This window comes from Tardiphaga sp., from assembly GCF_044340795.1.
Taxonomy (GTDB): Bacteria; Pseudomonadota; Alphaproteobacteria; order Rhizobiales; family Xanthobacteraceae; genus Tardiphaga.
In genome coordinates this window covers 1-20,965 of the sequence record NZ_JBIISY010000102.1, presented here as the reverse complement: position 1 = coordinate 20,965, position 20,965 = coordinate 1, and the positions used below count along the sequence as shown (strand labels likewise).

Below are 20,965 nucleotides of genomic sequence, written 5' to 3'. Positions count from 1 at the left end.
AGGCTCTCACTGCATTGCAGATGGAGAGCGCGAATGCCTGACATCTTCGACATCCAGGGGTTCGGGGCCCTGTCTGAATGGGGCGGACAATTCGCCAGCCCTTCGGCCAATCAGGCCTTCCAGAACATTGCCAATCTTGGATCCAATTCGGTCGCGCTGACGACGCGGATATGGACCGACAATCGCACCGGCAACGACGTCAAGGCGGTCGAAGGCAAGACCGAGACCGATGCCTCGCTGCTGGCCGGATTCAAGGCGGCGCACGCAAACGGGCTCGACATTGTGTTCAAGCCCAACCTGTCGGGTCTCGACGGCACGATTTCCCACAGTCTCGCGCCGGGGGACGTTGCTGCGTTCTTCTCCTCTTATAAGGCGGAAGTCGTGCATCTCGCTGGCATTGCGGAGCAGGGCGATGTCGGCACCTTTGCTATCGGCAATGAAATGAGCAGCCTGTCCGGCCCGCAATATGAGGGCTACTGGCGCGACATCATTTCATCGGTCCGCTCCGTCTATAGCGGTGACATCACCTACGCAGCAGCCACCGACGAAGCCTCGAAAGTGAGCTTCTGGGACGACCTCGACATCATCGGCGTCAACACCTATCCGCCACTGACCGCGAGCAAGGAGCCGACGGTCGGCGAACTGGTGAATGCTTGGAACGAGGTGCCGTTTAATCCCTATTACGCGCGTGCTTTCGATCACCAGTCGCCGGTGGATTTCCTGCATTCGTTGGCAACGGATCACGGCAAACAGGTGCTGATGACCGAGGTCGGCTATCGCAGCATCGATGGCACGGCGATCAATCCCGGCGGCGGGTCATCGAAAGCGCCACCTGATGCGGCCGAGCAGGCCGATGCCTACAACGCCTTCATGCAGGTCTGGGGCACGCAAGGCGGGTCATGGCTGAAGGGCGTTCAGTTCTGGCAGTGGGATCTCAGCAATCAGCCCAACGAGACCGGCTATTCGCCACAGCACAAGCCGGCGGAACAGGTGGTCGAGCAGTATTTCAAGGGCAACGGATATCTGCCGGAAACGACCACATATGGCTCGGCGATCGGTGACATCATCGATCGCGGTGCGGGGCGCGACATCATTCATGGCGGCCTCGGCCATGACGAGATTTTCGCCGGAGCCGGCAATGACGTCATCGTGGCCGGCCCGTCCGAACCGGGGCGCCTGACCTCAACGACCGTGACGCTCACGGGCTATGGATCGGTTGTGAATGGCGAGGCCGCGCAGGCGCGGTTGATTGTCAACGGCCAGCCCATCGACAGCATCAGGGAATTCACGCCGGCCTCGCATCCGTCGGAATATCAGACCCAGACCTTCACCTTCGACAATCCCACCCAGGTCACGAGCCTTGCGGTGGAGCTCGTCAACTCGACACCGGGGCGGGCGCTGCATTTCAAGGACATCAGCGTGAATGGTGTCGAGATGAGCCCCGCGGACAGCACCAATGCGAGTTCGCCGGGCTCGTTCGATCTCTATGTGCGCATGATCAATTTCGATACGACGAACCACCAAGACTGGTTCTTCGGCGCCAATAACGACAATGACGTGGTGCGCGCCGGTGCCGGCGACGACTACATCGCCGGCGGCATTGGCAACGATATCATCAATGGCGGAGCCGGCACCGATACGGCCGTGTTTTCAGGCTCAATTGCTGACTACACGATCAGTCAGAAGGGAACACAGACCATCGTTGCGGACGGCGTCACCAATCGCGACGGTACCGACTATCTCACGAACGTCGAATATATGAAGTTCAAGGATGCCACACTGGCAACGGCGGATGTTGGCAACCCGGCAGGTGTGGTCGCGGCTCAGGACATCCTCGGTCCGTCCACCAGCGATAATTTCGCTTTTGCATCGTCTACCCAACGAGCCGCGCCCGCTGCCGCGGAACCGGTCACGCAGTCCGCACTTCCCCTGACATTCCCGGAGATGAAGACTGTCGAACTGCACGCTGATTCGACCGGCCTTGTGTCGGACCAGCATGATCCCGGAGCCGGCCATGTCGATATCGTGAAGGCGCCGGCGCAGCACGACGTGTTGCTGGTCTGAGGCAAAGCGCCTTGGAAAAACAAGACGGCCGAGGCGGAAGCCTCGGCCGTCGCTGTTTGAACGATCTTTATCTTACTGCGGCGCGGCCGAGACCTGAGTATCCTTCGGCGGCGCGGGCGGCTTGCGGCGGATACCGCCGGCGGTGACCGCGAGCACGCGTGCGACCGTCTGGCGCTGCAAAGCTTCGTCCTTGTCGATCGAGAAGTGGTTAGTGGTGCGGCTCTCATTGACGTTGGCGAGCTTGCCCTTGAACCGCTTGTCGGCGGCAACAGCCTGACCCCAGCCCGTGGCGACGTAGTGGTTCACGATCTGCTTCACATTGCTCGGAACAGCGTCGGGGGCGACCGGATCGAAATTGACGATCAACGCCACCGGGATGTTGTACTGCGCCAGCTTGCGGGCAACCGAGATGGTGGCGTCGGCACCGGCCGAATGGCCCATCAGGATGATCGGTTCGCGGTTACCAGCCTGATATTTCGCGATCATCTCGTTGGCTTCGCTGCTCCACAGGGTGTGGTTGCTCACGGAGGTGGCGACACCGGCAGCCTGAAGCTTGCTGGCAAGCTGGTCCATGCCGAGCGAAAACACATTCATCAGGCCGCGATAGAGATAGACCTTGCCGGGGCGGCGGGCGGCGGCGTCTGCCGCGGTGGAACCGGCGAGGGTGGCTGCGAAAACAGTGCAGAGAATCAGCAGAACGGCCGCCGGGGAGGTCCAAGAAAGGGTCCGGGACGGCCGCTGCGAGCCCTGAAGAACGATCGACATTTTTCTTTCTTTCCAACGAGAAATCCTGCGACATGTTCAGACATCGAACGGTCGCGTCAATCACAGTCCTGCCATATGTCCCGGTTTTGTGATGGGGGCAGTTGCAAAACCACCTCTGTGTGGCTTGTGAGCGACAAAAACCTGCGTGATGACCGTCATATGCCGGTCGCGCAGGTTTGTGCGATCCGGCGAATTTGCTATGCACCGCCCATGACCATGCGGGATGCAATCGGGAGCGAACGGGCGATGATCGCGCGGCGACACGTCTTCCATATCGGCGGTTACGATCCGATCTCGCCGGAGACGCAACTCGAGCGGTTCCGCAAGTCGCTGGGCACGTTCCAGAAGACCTGGGGAGTCACTGTGACTGCGCCGGGCACGCCCGATGCGCGCGAGGTCAGTGCGTCCTGGCCGGCGCAGGCATCAGGTCCGAACTGGCAGACCGACATCACCTACGAGATGCTGCGCTGGGATGACCTCATCAATGAGGATCATTCGCGGGGCATGCTGTCGCGGCTGGGCGCGGCCTTCGTCACGCTCGGCAACTGGATCGTGACTGGAACCCTGTTCCGCTTCTTCTATTCGAGCTGGAAATATGCCGGCTTCTTCCTGTTCTCGTATCTGTGGATCGCCGCCTTCGCAGCGGCCGGTGCGGCCGTTGGCTATGGTTTGATCTGGCTGTTCGGCATGTCAGGCGCTACGGCGTGGATCGCAGGTGTCATCGCAGCTGCGGCCGTGTTCACGGCGCTGCTGCACCACTACGGCTGGCGCAAGCCGATCAATCACGTGTTCGACGACTGGATTTTCTCGCGGCAGTACGTCTATGGCCAGCGACCGAGGATGAAGGCGCGCGTGGACGAATTCGCCAAAACGCTGGTTGCGCGCGCGCAAAAGGCGGATGTGGACGAGATCGTGATCGTCGGCCATTGCCTCGGCGCGGCGCTGGTGATGGAGACCGTGGCGCGGGCGCTCAAGCTCGATCCGGATCTGACCAAGCACGGTCCGACCATCTGCGTGCTCACGGTCAGCGCGACCATCCCGAAATTCGCGCTGCATCCGGCCGGCACCAGTGTTCGCGAGGCGTCGAAGCTCGTGGCCGATACGCCGGCAGTACGCTGGGCCGAATATCATGCCCGCGACGACGTGATCAGCTTCTATCGCTTCGATCCGGTGACGCTGAAACGCGTCAGCCGCGAGCGCAGCGACGGCCGCCCGAATATCCGCCGCATCCAGATGCATGACATGATGGGCATGGAGCAGTTCAAGCGCTATCGCTTCAGCTTCATGCGTATCCACTATCAAATGGTGATGGGCAATCAGCAGCGCGCGCCCTATGATTACTGCATGATCCTGTGCGGCCCGCTGCCTTTCGACGAGATCACGGCCGTCGGTGGCGGCGTCACGCGCTTTGGTGCGGATGGCGCGCTGCTGGCACCCGATGCTTCCTCTCAACCGCAGGCCGGGGCATCCGTGAATGCCGCATGATGGCCTGAACGGACGACTATGACCGCGTCACTTCTCGGAATCTATGTCTGGGCGATCGGGCTCGTTGCCTGGTTCATCATCCGTTATCCCTATGCCCGCAAGGCGCGCAAGACGGCGACCGTGAAAGCGGTTGGCTGGAGCCGCGAGCGTATCCTGCTGGCGGTCGCCACGATCGGCCTGGTCGTCGTGCCTGTGGTCTGGCTTGCATCGGGCTGGCCCGCGGCGCTGAATTACCAGCTCAACTATGCCGCCGTCGTGGTGGGGGCTCTGGTCTATGTGCTGTCGCTCTGGCTGTTCCGGCGTTCGCACAAGGATCTCGGCCGGCAGTGGTCGGCCAGTCTCGAAATCCGTGACAGTCACCAGATCGTGCGTGGCGGCGTCTATCGCCTGATCCGGCATCCGATGTATGCGTCGTTCTGGCTATGGGCGCTGGCGCAGGCCTTCCTGCTGCCGAACGCCATGGCAGCCTTCAGCGGACTGGTCGCCATCGCGATCCTGTTCTTTACGCGCATCGATCACGAGGAGCGGATGCTGACCGAAGCATTCGGCGACGACTACCGGGCCTATATGCGCGAAACCAAGCGCATCATACCCGGCATCTACTGACGCGGCAGAGACCGCAGCACAGCAGGGGAGAGCGACATGACTGCGGACATCACCACCGGCCTCGAACTCCGGTCCCTCATCAAGAGCAGCGGCGAACTCGAGATTTCGCTGCAGCAGGTGACAATCCCGGCGCCCGGTCCCGACGAGATCGTAGTGCGCGTCGAAGCCTCTCCCATCAATCCATCCGACCTCGGCCTGCTGCTCGGCGCTGCCGATCCGGCCACGGCCAAGGTGACCGGCTCCGGCGCATCCGCCGTCGTCACGGCCAGGGTGGCGGAAGCCAATCTGAAAGCGATGGGCGGTCGTCTGGATGAATCGATGGCTGTCGGCAATGAAGGCGCCGGCACGGTGGTCAAGGCCGGGTCGTCTGAGGCCGCGCAGGCATTGCTCGGCAAGACGGTCGCGATGATCGGCGGCGCCATGTATGCGCAGTATCGCGTCATCAAGGCGAAGGAAGTGCTGTTGCTGCCGGACGGCACGACGGCGGAAGCGGGCGCGTCCTGCTTCGTCAATCCGCTGACCTCCCTCGGCATGACCGAGACCATGAGGCGGGAAGGGCACAAGGCGCTGGTTCACACGGCCGCCGCGTCCAATCTCGGCCAGATGCTCAACAAGATCTGCCAGAAGGACGGCATCGATCTCGTCAACATCGTGCGCAGCGAGGCGCAGGAGAAAATCCTGCGCGATATCGGCGCGAAATATGTGGTGAACACGACGGCGCCGGGTTTCTTCGAGGATCTCGTCGCCGCGCTGGAAGCGACCGGCGCGACGATCGCGTTTGATGCCACCGGCGGCGGCAAGCTGCAGGGCCAGATCCTGCATGCGATGGAGGCCGCGGCCGTCAAGGCCATGAAGGTCTACAGCCGCTATGGCTCGACCACTCACAAGCAGGTCTATGTCTATGGCCGGCTCGAGCCGCGCCCGATCGAATTGTCGCCACCGGGCATGGCCTGGGGCATGGGCGGCTGGCTGCTGTTTCCGTTCCTGCAGAAGATCGGCAAGGACGATGCCGCGAAGCTCCGCGCCCGCGTGGTGGCCGAGCTCAAGACCACTTTTGCAAGCCATTACACCAAGACCATTTCCCTTCAGGATGTCCTCAACCTCGACAACCTTCGCGCCTATGCGAAGCGCGCCACCGGCGAGAAGTACCTGATCAATCCGAACTTGCCTGGATGACACTCGCCGATCAATCTGCCCATGTCGTGAGCGATGGCGCGCGCCTGCTGCTGCGCCATCCGCCCTATCTCTACTACATGGTGTCGCGTAGCTTCTCGCGTTTTGCTTCGCAGATCGCGGCCGTGGCGGTTGGCTGGCAGATCTATGAGATGACCGGCAGTGCCTTTCAGCTCGGCATGGTCGGTCTCGCGCAATTCGCGCCGATGCTGGCACTGGTGTTCTTCGCCGGGCATATCGCCGATCGCTACGACCGCCGCCGCGTGGTGATGCTGTGCCAGTTGCTGCAGGGCGTCACCGCGGTCCTGCTCGCCTGGGGCACCTATGCCGGCTGGATCACCGCGCCGCAGATTTTTGTTGCGCTGGTGGTGATCGGCGCGGCCACGGCCTTCGAGGCGCCTGCCGGCTCTGCGCTGTTGCCGGGCGTTGTGCCGGAAGGTCACCTGCAAAAGGCGACGGCGCTCTCCACGGGCGTGTTTCAGGTCGCGATGATCTGTGGCCCGGCGCTCGGCGGCATCCTTTATGCGCTGTCGCCGTCGATGCCCTACGTGCTGATGGCCATGTTCTGGATCATCGGCGCCTTGCTCAACCTCGCGATCAAGCTCGCGCGCGAGGTGGCGGTGAAGGATCCGCCGTCGCTACGGACGCTGTTCGCCGGCGTCACTTTCGTGCGCAGCAATCCCAACATTCTCGGCACCATCTCCCTCGATCTGTTCGCCGTGCTGCTCGGCGGCGCCACCGCGCTGTTGCCGATCTACGCCCGCGACATCCTGCAGACCGGCCCATGGGGGCTTGGTGTCATGCGTGCGGCGCCCGCGGTGGGGGCGCTGCTCACCACCATCGTGCTGACGCGCTGGTCGATCAATCGCCGGGTCGGCATGCGCATGTTCCAGGCCGTGATCATTTTCGGTCTGGCGACGACGGTGTTCGCGGTCTCGCAATGGCTGTGGCTGTCGGTCATCGCACTGGCCGTGCTTGGCGCGGCGGATACGGTTAGCGTGGTGATCCGCTTCTCGCTGGTCCAGCTCGCCACACCCGACGAGATGCGCGGCCGGGTCGGTGCGGTGAATTATCTGTTCATCAACACCTCGAACCAGCTCGGCCAGTTCGAAAGCGGTGTCACGGCTGCGTTGTTTGGCACGGTGCCGGCTGCGCTGATCGGCGGGCTCGGGACAGTGGCGATCGCGCTGATCTGGATGAAGCTGTTTCCGACGCTGCGGGAAATGGAACGGCTGGAGTAGCGGGATCGTGGGGCGGATTAGGCGCAGCCGTAATCCGCCGGCCGATTTCCTGTGGAAACTCTGCGGCGGATTACGCTGCGCTAATCCGCCCTACAGCTGCGTTCTAATTACACACCTCTACATTTGTCAGCCCGATCCGCATGTCCTTCTCGACAAGCCGGCAGCCGGGACGGACCGGGCGACAGCCGGCGGCGTCGCAGACGATCTGGCCGGAGGGCTGCGCCGCGCGCGGCGTGCGGGCCTGCACCTGCGGGCGGTCGATCTCTTCCAGGCGTTCGCGGCGCGGCGTGGAGCGGCCCGCTTCAGTGCGGCTGCGCTTCCTCTCGCATTCGTTGTCCTCATTGAGCACCGTACCGCGACGGCAGACGATCTTTGCGCATCTGTCGCCATCCGCGCGGCTGCCATGGGCGCAGGCGAGGGGACAGACGCGCGATGACTTCGCCTTGATCGCGTCGAGTGCGTCGGCGCTCGCGGCCTTGCTGTCGAATTTGGTGGCGGCATAGCGGTTGAACCGCTCGAGCGATTTGCCGGAGGCGGCGGTCCACTTGTCCTCGATCGATCCCTGCAGGCAGCCGACGCGATGCAGCTCGGCCTGCACTTGACGCGCCAGGTCGGTTGAGGTCGCCGCCTTCGACGGTTCGGCCGGCGAGACGGCGGCAAGCTGGGGGCCGCCCGGGGCGGGCGTGGGCGTCTCGCTCTTCGCCGCGTCGACCCTGGCTTCGGCGGCGGCGCGCGATCGTTCGGCGGCTGCGACGCGCTCCTGCTCGGCGAGCTTGCGTTTTTCGGCGGCAATCCGAGCGTCCTCGGCCGCCTTGGCGTCGGTGGCGGCCTTCGTCTGCTCAGCCTGCTTGGCGCCGTCAGCGGCGAGGCGCGCCTTCTCCTCGGCGGCGAGGCGCGCTTTCTCGGCAGCGGCCGTGTGTGCGTTGTCAGCGGCGATCTTGGCCAGCTGCGCCTTGGCAAGGTTGGCATAGAAGCCGTTCGGATGCTGGGCCAGGAACGCGTTCCAGCCATCGCCAGTGCCCACCTGCATGGCAAGTTCATAGTCGCGTCGCACCTCGGCCTGCACGCTCTGTGACGTCGCGGACGAGGCCACCGGCACCAGCGGCACGTCATTGCCGCCGAGCGAGCCATAGACATAGGGCTCCTGGCGATTGCCTGTTTCCTTCAGCACGTCGTCGCGGACGAAGCCGAAGGCCTTTCGCAAGTCGAGGCCTGGGGTCGCGATATGGCGCACCAGCGCTGCGGTGAACGGGCTGTTGCGTGCGTCGCCGTCGAGCGCCGTGGAGCCGGCTTTGGCGGAATAGGCGATCAGCGTGTTGGGACTGGCCGGCTCGACCTTGGCCAAGCCGCGGGTGATGGCGCGGGACGCCGCGGTGCGCTTCATGGTCTTCACGAAGGGATTGTCCCGGCACGCGTCCAGGATCACCAGCCGTAGCTTCTTCGCGGGCTCCACGGTGACGAGGATACGCTCCAGCGAGAACGCCTCGTCATAGACATCGGTATCGCGCTCCAGCAGTGCATCTGTCGGGATGAGGTAGTTGGTACCATCGACCTCAATGCCGTGGCCGGCGAAATAGACGACGGCGACATCCGCGTCGCGCGCCTTGTCGGAGAAATCGCGCAGGGCGCGGCGCATCTCGGTCGCCTTGAGGTCGCGGCGTGCCTCGACGATGTCGAACTTCGCCGCCTTCAGCGTCTCTGTCATCGCATTGGCGTCATTGACCGGGTTCGCCAGCTTGATGACGTTCTGATACGCCGAATTGCCGATCACGAGCGCGACGCGCCTGTCGGCGAGGGCGGGCTGGCTCAGCAACGCGGCAGTGACGGCGAGGGAAGCCAGCAGGCCCAGTTTGCGCATCGGACGCCTCGTGGATTGCGACGCTGGGAGTGTAACAGCCGTTGCGGAGGTCGCCACTCCGGAGCGGGTCATGTGGTTGGTCGCGCGCTCCGGGCGATCGGTTCGACACTCGGCAACCGGGGCGGGCTGGCATGTCGTGCCGTCACGGAGATGTGTACGCCAACGCGCCGCAGGACGGCGTCAATCATTCGCTCGACGGTTCCATGCACTTGCATGATTCCGCGGGATGGGAGAAGGAATGCGCCTATCGGTTCGCGCCTCGAACGGCGCTATTTCAAAGGGCATTTCATGACCACCCACAGCGTCGCCGTTATCGTCGGCAGCCTCCGCCAGCAATCGTTTTCGCTCAAGGTCGCCAAGGCCTTCGCCAGGCTCGCCCCGGCGTCGCTGAAGTTGAACATCGTGACGCTGCACGACCTGTCCTTCTTCAATCAGGATCTCGAGGCCAATCCGCCGGCTGACTGGCTCAAGTTCCGCGAGACGGTGCAGGCCAGTGACGGGGTCATTTTCGTCACCCCGGAATATAATCGTGGCACCTCGGGCGTGCTGAAGAACGCCATCGACATCGGCTCGCGGCCGTTCGGCAAGAGCTCGTTCCTCGGCAAGCCGACAGGTATTGTCGGCAATGCGCCCGGACCGGGCGGCGGCGTCTCTGCCGCCATGAACCTCCGTCAGGTCCTGCCGGGCATCACCGGTCCGATCATGGGCCAGCCGGAGATGTATCTGAACGCCATCGCCGACGCGTTCGACGAGAATGGCGAGATCGTCAAGGAGTCGATCCGTCCGGTCCTGCAGGCCTATATCGACGCCTTCGCCGCCTGGGTCGCCCTGCACAAGAAATAACAGATCTGTTCGCCTCGCGGCCCGGTTGTTAGCGTCGCTTTAACCGGGCCGTCGCATTTTCAGGCATGGTCAAACATACCCGCCTGAAATCGGTCCTGACCGGCCTCGTGCTCTATGCCGTGGCCGCGCTCTTGGTCAGCTATTTCGGCATGAATGCCTATACCGGCAAGTATGGCCTCAATGCGCGGCAGGAGCTCGATCAGGAGATCACTGCGCTGACCTCCGAACTGGTGCAACTCCGGAAGGAGCGCGCAAGGGCCGAGCAGCGTGTGGCACTGCTTCGCTCCAACAGCCTCGATCCCGACATGCTCGACGAGCGTGTCCGCTGGCAGCTCGACTACGCGCATTCGCGTGACGTCGTCCGCGTGCTTAAGCCGAACTGAGATTCATACGCGCGCATCGTGAGTCGCGATCCTGTGGAGCAATTGAGCTCTGCGTGAATGTGATGGTTAGCGCTTCGTCGCCGCATATTGCGATGAAACGACAGCATCGCTCATTTCTATTCCTCAAATTACAAAACGCGTCGCTATGGTGTTCTAAAGTTTCGCGCTCTCGCTGCAGTGCGAAATAACAGTGTGGCATTCCGCGCGACGCAATCCCTTTCATGCCGAATGCACTTGGAGTAGGAAGAACTAACTTCCTCTCTCGCATCCGGAATTTTCATGGCCGCAACGAAGAAAAGCGCTCCCGCTGAGCAGGCATCGAGCAATGACGCCAAATCATCGCCGCCCGCTTTCAACCGTGATCAGGAGATGCGCGCGCTGCGTGACATGCTACTGATCCGGCGCTTTGAAGAGAAAGCCGGCCAGCTTTACGGCATGGGCGCGATCGGCGGTTTCTGCCACCTCTATATCGGCCAGGAAGCGGTCGTCGTCGGCATGCAGATGGCGCTCAAATATGGCGACCAGATCATCACCGGTTACCGCGATCATGGTCACATGCTTGCGTGCGGCATGGACGCCAATGGCGTGATGGCCGAGCTCACGGGACGCCGCGGCGGCTACTCGAAGGGCAAGGGCGGCTCGATGCACATGTTCAGCCGCGAGAAGCATTTCTACGGCGGCCACGGCATCGTCGGCGCGCAGGTCTCGCTCGGCACCGGTCTCGCTTTCGCCAACCGCTATCGCGAGAACGACAATGTCTCGGTCGCTTACTTCGGCGATGGCGCGTCGAACCAGGGCCAGGTCTATGAGAGCTTCAACATGGCGGAGCTCTGGAAGCTGCCGGTGATCTACGTCATCGAGAACAACCGCTACGCCATGGGCACCTCGGTGGTGCGCTCCTCGGCGCAGACCGACTTCTCCAAGCGCGGCGTGTCGTTCAACATTCCGGGCGAGCAAGTGGACGGCATGGACGTCCGCGCCGTGAAGGCTGCCGCCGACAAGGCCGTAGCGCACTGCCGCGCCGGCAAGGGTCCGTACATCCTCGAAATGCAGACCTATCGCTATCGCGGCCACTCGATGTCCGACCCTGCGAAGTATCGTACGCGCGAGGAAGTCGAGAAGATCCGCCACGATCAGGATCCGATCGAGCAGGTGCGCAACCGTCTGCTCGAAGCGAAGGTGAGCGAGCAGGACCTGAAGGCGATCGACGCGGAAGTGCGCGAGATCGTCAACGCGTCCGCGGACTTCGCACAGAACGATCCCGAGCCGGATGCGTCCGAGCTCTACACCGACATCTACCGCTAAGAAGCGCGCAAGCTAGAGCGATCCGGAGTTACTATGGCAATTCAAGTGCTGATGCCCGCGCTGTCCCCCACGATGGAAAAGGGCAACCTTTCGAAGTGGCTGAAGAAGGAAGGCGACACCATCAAGTCCGGCGATGTGATCGCCGAGATCGAGACCGACAAGGCGACGATGGAAGTCGAAGCGACCGATGAAGGGACGCTCGGCAAGATCCTGGTGCCGGAAGGCACCGCCGATGTCGCCGTGAACACGCCGATCGCAACCATCGTTGCGGAAGGCGAGGATGCCAACGCCGAACCGGAGCCAGCGAAGAAGGCTGCGGACTCTGCCCCGCCTGCCGACGCCGAAAAGACGCCGGAGGCCAAGCCGACCGACGCGCCGAAGAAGGAAGAGGCCAAGGGCGCCAAGACGCCGGAAGCGCCGAAATTCGAGCTGCTGCCCGATCCGGATATCCCGGAAGGCACCGAGATGGTCACCATGACCATCCGCGAAGCGCTGCGCGATGCCATGGCCGAAGAAATGCGCCGCGACGGCGACGTCTTCGTGATGGGCGAGGAAGTCGCCGAATATCAGGGTGCCTACAAGGTCACCCAGGGCCTGCTGCAGGAATTCGGCGCCCGTCGCGTCATCGACACGCCGATCACCGAGCACGGCTTTGCCGGCGTCGGCGTCGGTGCGGCCATGGCCGGCCTGAAGCCGATCGTCGAATTCATGACCTTCAACTTCGCCATGCAGGCAATCGACCAGATCATCAACTCCGCCGCCAAGACGCTTTACATGTCGGGCGGACAGATGACCTGCCAGATGGTGTTCCGCGGCCCCAACGGCGCCGCTGCCCGCGTGGCCGCTCAGCACAGCCAGGACTACTCGGCCTGGTACTCGCAGATCCCCGGCCTCAAGGTGATCGCACCGTCGAATGCGGCCGACTACAAGGGCCTGCTCAAGGCCGCGATCCGCGATCCCAATCCGGTGATCTTCCTCGAGCATGAAATGCTCTACGGCCAGACCGGTGAAGTGCCGAAGCTCGACGATTACGTGCTGCCAATCGGCAAGGCGAAGATCGTGCGTGCCGGCAAGGACGTCACGCTGATCTCGTGGTCGCATGGCATGACCTACACGCTGAAGGCCGCCGAGGAACTGGCGAAGGAAGGCATCGAGGCGGAGGTCATCGACCTGCGCACGCTGCGCCCGCTCGACACCGAAACGATCCTTGAATCGGTGAAGAAGACGTCGCGCGTCGTCTGTGTCGAGGAGGGCTGGCAGCAGAACGGCGTCGGTGCCGAACTCTCCGCGCGCATCATGGAAGGTGCGTTCGATTATCTCGATGCGCCGGTCGCGCGCGTGTCGGGCAAGGACGTGCCGATGCCTTACGCCGCCAACCTCGAAAAGCTCGCGCTGCCCTCGGTGGCCGAGGTCGTCGCTGCCGCCAAGACCGTCTGCTATCGATCTTGAGGTCGCGCGATGCCCAAAAAGATTGTGGAAGTACTTTCTATTACTTCGGCAAGTCAATGGTGGCTTGCCGGGCGTGATGGTTCATCCGATGAGCCGTTAGCCTGTTGGGCCATGGTTCTAGTATACGACGACCAGTATCCATCGTTGAACGCGGATAAAGAGATCGTTGGCGTAACCGGCAACGAACTGGATAGCGTATCTTCGATTGAGTTGGATTCGAGGATGTATTTTCACGATTCAGAGCGTTGAGGTTGACATGGCCGGTCCGAAGGAACAATCGCTGCCGCCGGATGTCGAGGGACGCGAGGACGCAACCGAAGTGTTGCGTGCCTTCGTCGTCGATGGCGGCTTGTCGATCGCGTTCATGCGCGCCTTCGAGGACCCGGAAATGTGGGGCCTGCTGCTGGTCGATATCGCGCGCCACGCCGCGCGCGCCTATGGGCGCGAGAGCGAATTCACCGAGGACGAGGCGCTGCGTCGCATCGTCGATATGTTCGAAGCCGAGATTGCTCGTCCGACCGACATGGGCGCCACCACGCCGCGGTCGCAACAAGGTCACTGACAATGCCGATTAACATTCTGATGCCCGCGCTGTCGCCCACGATGGAAAAGGGCAACCTTGCCAAGTGGCTCAAGAAAGAGGGCGATGCGGTCAAGTCCGGCGACGTGATCGCGGAGATCGAGACCGACAAGGCGACGATGGAAGTCGAAGCTGTCGACGAAGGCACGATCGCCAAGATCCTCGTGCCGGAAGGCACCTCGGATGTGCCGGTGAATGACGTGATCGCGATCCTTGCCGCCGATGGCGAAGACGTGAAGGCTGCGGCCAGCGGCGGCGGCAAGTCGGACGCCAAGGCCGAAGCGAAGCCTGAGCCGAAGGCGGAAGCCAAGCAGGAGGCCAAGCCCGAGCCGAAGGCTGAGGGCAAGTCTGAGACGAAGCAGGAAGCGCCGAAGCCGGCCGCCGCGCCTGCGCCCGCTCAGGCCGCCGCGAACACCGGTGTGCGCGTGTTCTCGTCGCCGCTGGCGCGCCGTCTGGCCAAGGAAGCCGGCATCGAACTCGGTCGCATCAACGGCACCGGCCCGCGCGGCCGCGTCGTTGCGGCAGACGTCGAGAAGGCGAAGTCGGGCGGTGCACTGAAGGCACCGACGGCTGGTGCCGCTGCTTCGACGGGGGCTGCCGGTGCGCCTGCAATGTCCGATCAGGCGATCCTCGGTCTTTACGAGGAGGGCTCCTACGAGACCGTGCCGCATGACTCCATGCGCCGCACCATCGCGCAGCGTCTCACCGCTGCCACCAATTCGATGCCGACCTTCTATCTCACCGTTGATTGCGATCTCGGCAAGCTTTCCGCTGCCCGCGAAGAGATCAATGCGGCGGCGGGCAAGGACAAGGACGGCAAGCCGAACTACAAGCTCTCGGTCAACGACTTCATCATCAAGGCGATGGCTGTCGCCCTCCAGAAGATTCCGGAAGCCAATGTATCGTGGACGGAAGCTGCGATGCTCCGCCACAAGCATTCGGACATCGGTGTCGCCGTGGCGCTGCCGTTCGGCTTGATCACGCCGATCATCCGCCAGGCCGAGGTCAAGTCGATTTCCGCCATCTCTAACGAGATGAAGGAACTCGCCGCGCGCGCCAAGGCGAAGAAGCTGAAGCCGCATGAATATCAGGGCGGTGCATCGTCCGTGTCCAATCTCGGCATGTTCGGCATCAAGGATTTTACCGCGGTGATCAACCCACCGCAGTCCTCGATCCTGGCGGTCGGCACCGGCGAGGAGCGGGCGGTGGTCCGCAACGGCCAGATCGTCGCCGCGACCATGATGAGCGTGACGCTCTCCTGCGACCACCGTGCCATCGACGGCGCGCTTGGCGCCGAGCTGATCACGGCATTCAAGAAGCTGATCGAAAATCCCGTGATGATGGTGGTGTGAGGTTCTTGTTTCCCTCTCCCCTTGTGGGAGAGGGTGGATCGCACGCGAAGCGGCCGAGACGGGTGATGGGTATGCACCAGCCTGTGTCCTATCAGAAACGCGCCTTCGCAAAATCGCTGCGAACGAATGCGACCGAAACTGAGAAGACGCTGTGGCGCCTACTGCGATCCCGCCGCCTGACAAATTTGAAGTTTCGCCGGCAGGTGCCCATCGGTCCCTGGGTCGTCGATTTCGTCTCGTTCGAACGACGTCTGATCGTCGAGGCCGATGGTAGCCAGCATGCGGAGAGTGAGCGCGATGAGAAGCGAGATCGAGATTTGACGGAGCGAGGTTTTCGCGTTCTTCGTTTCTGGAACAACGACATTCTGCAGCGCTCGGAGCAGGTTCTCGAAGCCATCTACGACGCAGCCCAGACTAACCCCTCACCCGTCTGCGCGCCAAGGCGCGCGCATCCACCCTCTCCCACAAGGGGAGAGGGAAGCAAGAGCGAGTAACCCATGTCTGACAATTCCTTCGACGTCGTCGTCATCGGCTCCGGTCCCGGCGGCTATGTGACGGCCATCCGTGCCGCGCAGCTCGGCTTCAAGACGGCGATCGTCGAGAAGGCCTATTTCGGCGGCATCTGCAACAATTGGGGCTGCATCCCGACCAAGGCGCTGCTGCGCTCGGCGGAAATGTACCACGCCTTCCAGCATGCCAAGGACTACGGCCTGTCGGCTGACAACGTCTCCTTCGACATCAAGGCTGTCATCGCGCGCTCGCGCGGCGTGGTGAAACGCCTCAATGGCGGCGTCGAGTTCCTGATGAAGAAGAACAAGATCACCGTGATCTGGGGCGAGGCGACGCTGGAGGCGCCCGGCAAGTTCTCGGTGAAGAAGTCGCAGGCCGAAGCACCGAAGGGCGCGCTGGGCGAGGGCAGCTACACCGCAAAACACATCATCGTCGCCACCGGCGCCCGCCCGCGCGTGCTGCCGGGCCTCGAGCCCGACAAGAAGCTGGTCTGGACCTACTTTGAAGCGATGAACCCGGACAAGATGCCGAAGTCACTGCTGGTGGTCGGCTCCGGCGCCATCGGCATCGAATTCGCGTCGTTCTATCGTTCCTTCGGCGCCGAGGTGACGGTGGTGGAAGTGCTGCCGCAGATCCTGCCGGTGGAAGACGCCGAGATCGCTGCCTTTGCGCGAAAACAGTTCGAGAAGCAGGGCATCAAGGTCCTTGCCAATACCAAGGTCACGAAGCTGGACAAGAAGGCCGACAGCGTTGTCGCCACCATCGATGACGGCAAGAAGCCGGTGACGCAGGAATTCGATCGTGTGATCTCGGCGGTCGGTGTGGTCGGCAATATCGAGGGCTTCGGTCTCGAGAAGCTCGGCGTGAAGACCGAGCGCGGCTGCATCGTCATCGACAAATACGGCAAGACCAACGTCCCCGGCATCTATGCCATCGGCGACGTCGCCGGTCCCCCAATGCTCGCCCACAAAGCCGAGCATGAGGGCGTGATCTGCGTCGAGGCCATCAAGGGCATGAACCCGCATGGCATGGACAAGACGCTGATCCCGGGTTGCACCTATTGCCATCCGCAGATCGCATCCGTCGGCCTTACCGAGGCCAAGGCCAAGGAAGCCGGCAAGGACATCCGCGTCGGCCGTTTCCCCTTCGTCGCCAATGGCAAGGCCATCGCCCAGGGCGAGGACCAGGGCATGGTGAAGGTGATTTTCGACAAGAAGACCGGCCAGCTGCTCGGCGCGCACATGGTTGGTGCCGAAGTTGTCGAGATGATCCAGGGTTTTGTCGTCGCCATGAATCTGGAGACGACAGAAGAGGAGCTGTTCCATACCATCTTCCCGCATCCGACCATTTCGGAAACGATGAAGGAAGCCGTGCTGGACGCCTATGGCCGGGTGCTGAACACCTGAGACCATTGGTAGCCCGGATGGAGCGCAGCGAAATCCGGGGTCCAGCGATATGTTGAGGCTCTAAATCCCGGATTGCGCTGCGCTCCATCCGGGCTACGGGACATGGTTGCCCCGACGCAACGCCTGTTGCTTGTCCGCCACAGTTCCCCAGCATTTAACCCTGTCAAGCGGTGGTAAGCGCAACCGCCGCTATTTGGCCACACGGCTTCGTGAGATCATGTCTCGTCAGCCAGAAGGCGGGCGTGCTCCAGATCGGCGGGATGTCAAAGGGATTGTCCCGGATCCTTGGAGTGGCGCGGGACACCAGGTTCACGATGGACGCCGGGACGAACATCAAACCGCATTTGCAGGGGCGCCGCCGAGCGATGAACCTGCATTGGCCTTTCGCCGCTGCGATCGCGTCCCGGCATGACGAAATCTTCAAAAAGACTCCGTTTGTCTCCGGTTTGCACTCAGTCAGCCGTGATGTCGTCAAAGACATACCGGAAATTGCCAGCATCCCGTTGCTGACAACGACATTGCTCGATCAGGACGTCCCGCAGGGCCTTGCCGTTGCGGGCCGGCCGATTGCGGAGAATTCGACGGCCGTGACCCTACATGCACACCAGGACGTTTCGCGTTCTGCCGACGGACACACCGCCGCATCCGGCGCTGTCGTCGGAGTGACAGGGAATCAGGCGATAGACGTGTCATTCACCGTAACCTCGTTCGAGGCCGGGATTTCTAACGGAAAGTTGACCGACCGCGGATGGGATGCGCGCACGTCCGATAGGGCTGCCTGCGCGACCAATGTCCGGTCGGGATTCCACGCGACCATCGCGTGTCAGGACAGATTTGCCATAACGGGCGCTCGCTCTTCCGGCGGCGACCTCGAGAACCATAGTTATGCGGATATTTGAGCGTATCGTTTTCGTCGCGTTGGCGTGGAGCGCAGCCGTTGTGGCTGGGCCGGCTCTCGCATTTGATGGCTCGCCGGTTGGCGGCAGCGATGCGGCGCCGTCGGTGATCCCCGCAATGCCCGGCGCGTCCGCCCCGGTTGCCAGGAAGCCGGCTGCAAAAGCCGACAGCTCGCTCACCGCCCTGCAATATGCGGCCGAAGGCGGACATCCCATCGCCCAGTGGAAGCTCGGCCGCATGTATGCGGACGGCAATGGCGTTGCCCAGGACGATCTGCGCGCTTTCGAATATTTCAGCCGGATCGCCAATGCCCATGCCGAGGACTCACCCTCGGCGCCGCAGGCCGCGATCGTCGCCAATGCCTTCGTGGCGCTCGGCCGCTATTATCTCGACGGCATCCCGAATTCGAAGATCAAGGTGGACGCCGAGCGTGCCCGTGAGATGTTCTCTTACGCCGCGTCCTATTTTGGCAATGCCGACGCCCAGTACGATCTGGCCCGCCTGTATCTGAAGGGCATCGGCACGCCGCGCGACGCCAAATACGGCGTGCGGTGGCTCGGTCTGGCCGCCCAGAAGGGCCAGCATCAGGCCCAGGCGCTGCTCGGCCAGATGCTGTTCAACGGCGAGGCGCTGCCACGCCAGATGGCCCGCGGCCTGATGTGGCTGACACTGGCCCGCGACAATGCCGGTCCGGAAGATACCTGGATCCGCGACAGCTATGCCAAGGCTATCGCCAAGGCCTCCGAAGACGACCGCGCCATGGCGCTGCAGATGCTCGAGCACTGGGTGCAGGGCAAGCGGGATTGAGGCGGCTACTGACCCGAACGCCGCTCCAGTCGAACCTATGACGACGCATCGTTACTTACGCGATCGCGCGTTACTGGTCCTTCGGCGGCATGCGCGGCGGGAGCAGGGGTGTGAACGACATGGCTTCGCCCGCGTCCTGCGGCGCGACTGGACCGCTGCCGGTTGAAGGATCCCCACCTGACGTTTCCATGATCATGCTCGGTGTGATATATTGCCGAGCGGCATCGAGCAGGCCGCCTTGTCCTCTGCCGTAATCGGCCGCACGTCCGCCTTGTGGATTGCCTGCCGCGATCTCGCTGATGGCCTTGTCGGTCTTTTCCGCAAGCTTTTCGCTATACGCAACGCGATAGGCGCGCGGGAATCCGCTCGGGCGATTGTCATCATCCAGCGCCTCCACCCAGAGATAGATTGCGCCGGGCTCGCCGGCCAGTGAATGCGGCTCCACGATGCGCGCCTGCAGCAGCTTGAAGCGGGGCGGCAGCCTGTCGATGCTGGCCCAGCCCAGCAGGCCGCGCAGGCCGATGAAACTGACAATATAGAAGGCGCTGGTCACCACGACGACAGCTGCCTTCGCACGCCAGCCGAGGCGCGCATAGACCAGGATCGTCAGCAGAAGCACGCCGATCAGCGCGTAACCGATCGACAGTGTCAGCACCATGGATTGCTGGCCGCTACTCACGGCGCGGCATCCTGACGCCGGTCTTGGGATCGAGATCGGCGCCATTGGCGCGGGCATTACGAAAGGTTTCGAGCAGCGATTTGTGGCGCTGCTGGACATCCACGACCTTGCCTTCGGCATCGAGCCAGAAGCGCACCGCAGTGCGTTCGTGGCCGGTGTGATCGAGGATAAGCTTGTCGTCGAACACGACCTGCGCCGTCGGATTGAGTTTCTGGACCTTGATCTTGACGGGGACCGGTTGGCCCGTCGTCGCCGCGAAGTGCGAGACATTGACCGTGTATTCTCCGCGCACGATGCCACGGACGGTGACGATCTCCTCGCGGATCGCCGAGGCGATCTTCTTGCCGTTGACGGTGATGGAATTGTTGGCGCCGCCGCGATCATCGCGGTCGAGGGTGAGGAAACCAGCCTCGCGATGCCGGTACCAGGCGATGTTGCCGATGGGGTCCTGCACGAACAGATCGAGGTCATCGGGATGACTGTCGGGCCAGTCCATCGTGATGATGAATTCGGCTTTGGAGTCGACCTTGCCGTCCTTTGCATCCGGAGACACTGCCAGCAGTGCGATGAAGAACAGGAAGGCGATGACCTGCAGCGCCTTGAACAGCATGACGCCGAGCGGATCGAAATTTTCGTCGGGCGGATACAGGCCGAAGTCATCCGCCATGACGCGCTTCCAGAACCGGCGTGACCCGCGTTTCTGTCAGCATCACCGCATCGGAAAACACCCGCTGCGTAGCGGCGTCGAGAATGTAGTACTGTATCCTGACCAGGATCGATCCGATCAGTCCCGCCAGCGTCGTATACATGGCCATCGCCATGCCGTCGCTCATCAGACCCATCGACGCGCGCATCGCGGCCTTGTCGGCGGCATCGAGCGTGGCGACGGGCGCCAGCATGATGATGAAGCCGACTATTGTTCCCAGCAGCCCGAGCTTCATCAGCGTGTCTGATGCGAATGCGCCGAAGCCGTTCGAGCCACGCAGCCGATCCGCCAGCGCGCGCAACAGCAGCGTCTGGTCGATCCGGCCGTTGCCCTGCGCTTTGGCCTTGGTGACCAGATTACGAATGTGGTCCGTCACCATGCCGTCCGGCAATCGCGGCCGATCCAGGGTAAGGGCCGTCAATCCTTCGGGGGTGCTCAGCAATGCACGACAACGCGTTGCCGCTGCTCCTTCACGCGCGATCGCACGGGTGCGCATGAAACAGTGGCAGCAAGTGGCGATATAGAGCGCGCCGATGACGCTCGAAATATAGGTGCGATCGGACGTGACCATCAGGTCGATCATGCCGTATCGCCACAGCAGGACGAGGGCAAAAACGGACAGGCCGGTAAAGATCATCCACAGCAACAGGACGTCTCGTTCCGAGGTGGCCGGTCCGACGGGCGCGATGTCCGTATGGTCGATGGACGTCATGAAGCAGCTTCCCGAAACGACATTGCGATCAAGGCAGCCAGTACAAGGCCGATTAAATCACAGCGTGTAGCGTCCAGTCCAAGGGTTATGGGCCGGATGCGTCAGGAAGTTAGGAGATGGTGCAGTGCGTTAGTATCGCGGGAG

At 62.7% G+C, this 20,965-nt stretch carries 21 protein-coding genes; 16 read left to right on the top strand and 5 right to left on the bottom strand.

Annotation, left to right across the window (positions count from 1 at the left end):
• Positions 1-33 precede the first annotated feature (33 nt).
• Positions 34-2,064 carry a glycoside hydrolase family 113 gene (locus ACIQ17_RS17415; protein WP_398470318.1) on the top strand — a complete coding sequence of 677 codons (2,031 nt, stop codon included), beginning with the start codon at positions 34-36 and terminating at the stop codon, positions 2,062-2,064.
• Positions 2,065-2,136: 72 nt separating this feature from the next.
• Here ACIQ17_RS17415 and ACIQ17_RS17410 read toward each other — a convergent pair whose 3' ends face one another.
• Positions 2,137-2,829, bottom strand: coding sequence for a hypothetical protein (locus ACIQ17_RS17410; RefSeq protein ID WP_398470317.1), 693 nt, complete (start codon positions 2,827-2,829; stop codon positions 2,137-2,139).
• Between the two features lie 246 nt (positions 2,830-3,075).
• On the opposite strand from ACIQ17_RS17410, the gene ACIQ17_RS17405 reads away from it, so the two are divergent.
• From ACIQ17_RS17405 to ACIQ17_RS17390, 4 genes are read left to right on the top strand one after another with little or no spacing between them, the layout of a single operon-like run.
• On the top strand, positions 3,076-4,314 hold the full coding sequence (locus ACIQ17_RS17405) for a hypothetical protein (protein WP_398470316.1): 1,239 nt from the start codon (positions 3,076-3,078) through the stop codon (positions 4,312-4,314).
• Between the two features lie 18 nt (positions 4,315-4,332).
• The gene (locus ACIQ17_RS17400) at positions 4,333-4,920 is read left to right on the top strand and encodes a protein-S-isoprenylcysteine O-methyltransferase (RefSeq protein WP_398470315.1); all 588 of its coding nucleotides are present in this window, start codon (positions 4,333-4,335) and stop codon (positions 4,918-4,920) included.
• A gap of 36 nt (positions 4,921-4,956) precedes the next feature.
• Positions 4,957-6,096 carry a zinc-binding dehydrogenase gene (locus tag ACIQ17_RS17395; protein ID WP_398470314.1) on the top strand — a complete coding sequence of 380 codons (1,140 nt, stop codon included), beginning with the start codon at positions 4,957-4,959 and terminating at the stop codon, positions 6,094-6,096.
• The gene (locus ACIQ17_RS17390) at positions 6,093-7,334 is read left to right on the top strand and encodes an MFS transporter (protein WP_398470313.1); all 1,242 of its coding nucleotides are present in this window, start codon (positions 6,093-6,095) and stop codon (positions 7,332-7,334) included. Before ACIQ17_RS17395 ends, ACIQ17_RS17390 begins: the two co-directional genes overlap by 4 nt.
• A gap of 103 nt (positions 7,335-7,437) precedes the next feature.
• On the opposite strand, the gene ACIQ17_RS17385 is transcribed toward ACIQ17_RS17390, so the two are convergent.
• Positions 7,438-9,192, bottom strand: coding sequence for a caspase domain-containing protein (locus tag ACIQ17_RS17385; protein ID WP_398470312.1), 1,755 nt, complete (start codon positions 9,190-9,192; stop codon positions 7,438-7,440).
• A 288-nt stretch (positions 9,193-9,480) separates the two neighbouring features.
• Between ACIQ17_RS17385 and ACIQ17_RS17380 the strand changes: the two genes are divergently transcribed.
• From ACIQ17_RS17380 to ACIQ17_RS17330, 11 genes are all read left to right on the top strand, one after another.
• Positions 9,481-10,035 carry an NADPH-dependent FMN reductase gene (locus ACIQ17_RS17380; protein ID WP_398470311.1) on the top strand — a complete coding sequence of 185 codons (555 nt, stop codon included), beginning with the start codon at positions 9,481-9,483 and terminating at the stop codon, positions 10,033-10,035.
• 65 nt (positions 10,036-10,100) lie between these two features.
• On the top strand, positions 10,101-10,418 hold the full coding sequence (locus tag ACIQ17_RS17375; protein ID WP_398470310.1) for a septum formation initiator family protein: 318 nt from the start codon (positions 10,101-10,103) through the stop codon (positions 10,416-10,418).
• A 279-nt stretch (positions 10,419-10,697) separates the two neighbouring features.
• Positions 10,698-11,723, top strand: coding sequence for a pyruvate dehydrogenase (acetyl-transferring) E1 component subunit alpha (gene pdhA, locus ACIQ17_RS17370; RefSeq protein ID WP_398470309.1), 1,026 nt, complete (start codon positions 10,698-10,700; stop codon positions 11,721-11,723).
• A gap of 33 nt (positions 11,724-11,756) precedes the next feature.
• Positions 11,757-13,172 (top strand): pyruvate dehydrogenase complex E1 component subunit beta, encoded by a 1,416-nt coding sequence (locus ACIQ17_RS17365; protein ID WP_398470308.1) that lies wholly within the window; start codon positions 11,757-11,759, stop codon positions 13,170-13,172.
• A gap of 9 nt (positions 13,173-13,181) precedes the next feature.
• Positions 13,182-13,421, top strand: coding sequence for a hypothetical protein (locus ACIQ17_RS17360; RefSeq protein WP_398470307.1), 240 nt, complete (start codon positions 13,182-13,184; stop codon positions 13,419-13,421).
• A 7-nt stretch (positions 13,422-13,428) separates the two neighbouring features.
• On the top strand, positions 13,429-13,734 hold the full coding sequence (locus tag ACIQ17_RS17355; RefSeq protein ID WP_398470306.1) for a DUF5076 domain-containing protein: 306 nt from the start codon (positions 13,429-13,431) through the stop codon (positions 13,732-13,734).
• Between the two features lie 2 nt (positions 13,735-13,736).
• Entirely contained in the window at positions 13,737-15,104 is a 1,368-nt protein-coding gene (locus ACIQ17_RS17350; protein WP_398470305.1) for a pyruvate dehydrogenase complex dihydrolipoamide acetyltransferase, read from the top strand.
• Positions 15,105-15,169: 65 nt separating this feature from the next.
• Positions 15,170-15,598 (top strand): endonuclease domain-containing protein, encoded by a 429-nt coding sequence (locus tag ACIQ17_RS17345; protein WP_398470304.1) that lies wholly within the window; start codon positions 15,170-15,172, stop codon positions 15,596-15,598.
• A 3-nt stretch (positions 15,599-15,601) separates the two neighbouring features.
• Positions 15,602-17,020: a dihydrolipoyl dehydrogenase gene (gene lpdA / locus ACIQ17_RS17340; protein ID WP_398470303.1), complete on the top strand. Its 1,419-nt coding sequence runs from the start codon at positions 15,602-15,604 to the stop codon at positions 17,018-17,020.
• A gap of 242 nt (positions 17,021-17,262) precedes the next feature.
• Entirely contained in the window at positions 17,263-17,919 is a 657-nt protein-coding gene (locus ACIQ17_RS17335) for a hypothetical protein (protein ID WP_398470302.1), read from the top strand.
• Positions 17,906-18,724, top strand: a complete 819-nt coding sequence (locus ACIQ17_RS17330; protein WP_398470301.1) for a tetratricopeptide repeat protein — start codon at positions 17,906-17,908, stop codon at positions 18,722-18,724. The genes ACIQ17_RS17335 and ACIQ17_RS17330 overlap by 14 nt, the downstream gene beginning before the upstream one ends.
• A gap of 70 nt (positions 18,725-18,794) precedes the next feature.
• Here ACIQ17_RS17330 and ACIQ17_RS17325 read toward each other — a convergent pair whose 3' ends face one another.
• Genes ACIQ17_RS17325 through ACIQ17_RS17315 form a run of 3 tightly spaced genes read right to left on the bottom strand, consistent with a single transcriptional unit; the run spans position 18,795 to position 20,821 of the window.
• Positions 18,795-19,382 carry a hypothetical protein gene (locus ACIQ17_RS17325; RefSeq protein ID WP_398470319.1) on the bottom strand — a complete coding sequence of 196 codons (588 nt, stop codon included), beginning with the start codon at positions 19,380-19,382 and terminating at the stop codon, positions 18,795-18,797.
• Positions 19,383-19,395: 13 nt separating this feature from the next.
• A complete protein-coding gene (locus ACIQ17_RS17320) occupies positions 19,396-20,070 on the bottom strand; it encodes a hypothetical protein (protein ID WP_398470300.1) in 675 nt (224 codons plus the stop codon).
• Positions 20,060-20,821 (bottom strand): MotA/TolQ/ExbB proton channel family protein, encoded by a 762-nt coding sequence (locus ACIQ17_RS17315; RefSeq protein WP_398470299.1) that lies wholly within the window; start codon positions 20,819-20,821, stop codon positions 20,060-20,062. The genes ACIQ17_RS17320 and ACIQ17_RS17315 overlap by 11 nt, the downstream gene beginning before the upstream one ends.
• Positions 20,822-20,965 lie beyond the last annotated feature (144 nt).

Bases quoted from the DNA above. Each gene is read 5' to 3' on its own strand.
- lpdA (WP_398470303.1), top strand. From the start codon at position 15,602: ATGTCTGACAATTCCTTCGACGTCGTCGTCATCGGCTCCGGTCCCGGC.
- ACIQ17_RS17410 (WP_398470317.1), bottom strand. From the start codon at position 2,829: ATGTCGATCGTTCTTCAGGGCTCGCAGCGGCCGTCCCGGACCCTTTCT.
- ACIQ17_RS17360 (WP_398470307.1), top strand. From the start codon at position 13,182: ATGCCCAAAAAGATTGTGGAAGTACTTTCTATTACTTCGGCAAGTCAA.
- pdhA (WP_398470309.1), top strand. From the start codon at position 10,698: ATGGCCGCAACGAAGAAAAGCGCTCCCGCTGAGCAGGCATCGAGCAAT.
- ACIQ17_RS17395 (WP_398470314.1), top strand. From the start codon at position 4,957: ATGACTGCGGACATCACCACCGGCCTCGAACTCCGGTCCCTCATCAAG.
- ACIQ17_RS17320 (WP_398470300.1), bottom strand. From the start codon at position 20,070: ATGGCGGATGACTTCGGCCTGTATCCGCCCGACGAAAATTTCGATCCG.
- ACIQ17_RS17365 (WP_398470308.1), top strand. From the start codon at position 11,757: ATGGCAATTCAAGTGCTGATGCCCGCGCTGTCCCCCACGATGGAAAAG.
- ACIQ17_RS17350 (WP_398470305.1), top strand. From the start codon at position 13,737: ATGCCGATTAACATTCTGATGCCCGCGCTGTCGCCCACGATGGAAAAG.
- ACIQ17_RS17325 (WP_398470319.1), bottom strand. From the start codon at position 19,382: ATGGTGCTGACACTGTCGATCGGTTACGCGCTGATCGGCGTGCTTCTG.
- ACIQ17_RS17355 (WP_398470306.1), top strand. From the start codon at position 13,429: ATGGCCGGTCCGAAGGAACAATCGCTGCCGCCGGATGTCGAGGGACGC.
- ACIQ17_RS17400 (WP_398470315.1), top strand. From the start codon at position 4,333: ATGACCGCGTCACTTCTCGGAATCTATGTCTGGGCGATCGGGCTCGTT.
- ACIQ17_RS17390 (WP_398470313.1), top strand. From the start codon at position 6,093: ATGACACTCGCCGATCAATCTGCCCATGTCGTGAGCGATGGCGCGCGC.
- ACIQ17_RS17315 (WP_398470299.1), bottom strand. From the start codon at position 20,821: ATGACGTCCATCGACCATACGGACATCGCGCCCGTCGGACCGGCCACC.
- ACIQ17_RS17375 (WP_398470310.1), top strand. From the start codon at position 10,101: ATGGTCAAACATACCCGCCTGAAATCGGTCCTGACCGGCCTCGTGCTC.
- ACIQ17_RS17345 (WP_398470304.1), top strand. From the start codon at position 15,170: ATGGGTATGCACCAGCCTGTGTCCTATCAGAAACGCGCCTTCGCAAAA.
- ACIQ17_RS17330 (WP_398470301.1), top strand. From the start codon at position 17,906: ATGCGGATATTTGAGCGTATCGTTTTCGTCGCGTTGGCGTGGAGCGCA.
- ACIQ17_RS17415 (WP_398470318.1), top strand. From the start codon at position 34: ATGCCTGACATCTTCGACATCCAGGGGTTCGGGGCCCTGTCTGAATGG.
- ACIQ17_RS17385 (WP_398470312.1), bottom strand. From the start codon at position 9,192: ATGCGCAAACTGGGCCTGCTGGCTTCCCTCGCCGTCACTGCCGCGTTG.
- ACIQ17_RS17405 (WP_398470316.1), top strand. From the start codon at position 3,076: ATGATCGCGCGGCGACACGTCTTCCATATCGGCGGTTACGATCCGATC.
- ACIQ17_RS17380 (WP_398470311.1), top strand. From the start codon at position 9,481: ATGACCACCCACAGCGTCGCCGTTATCGTCGGCAGCCTCCGCCAGCAA.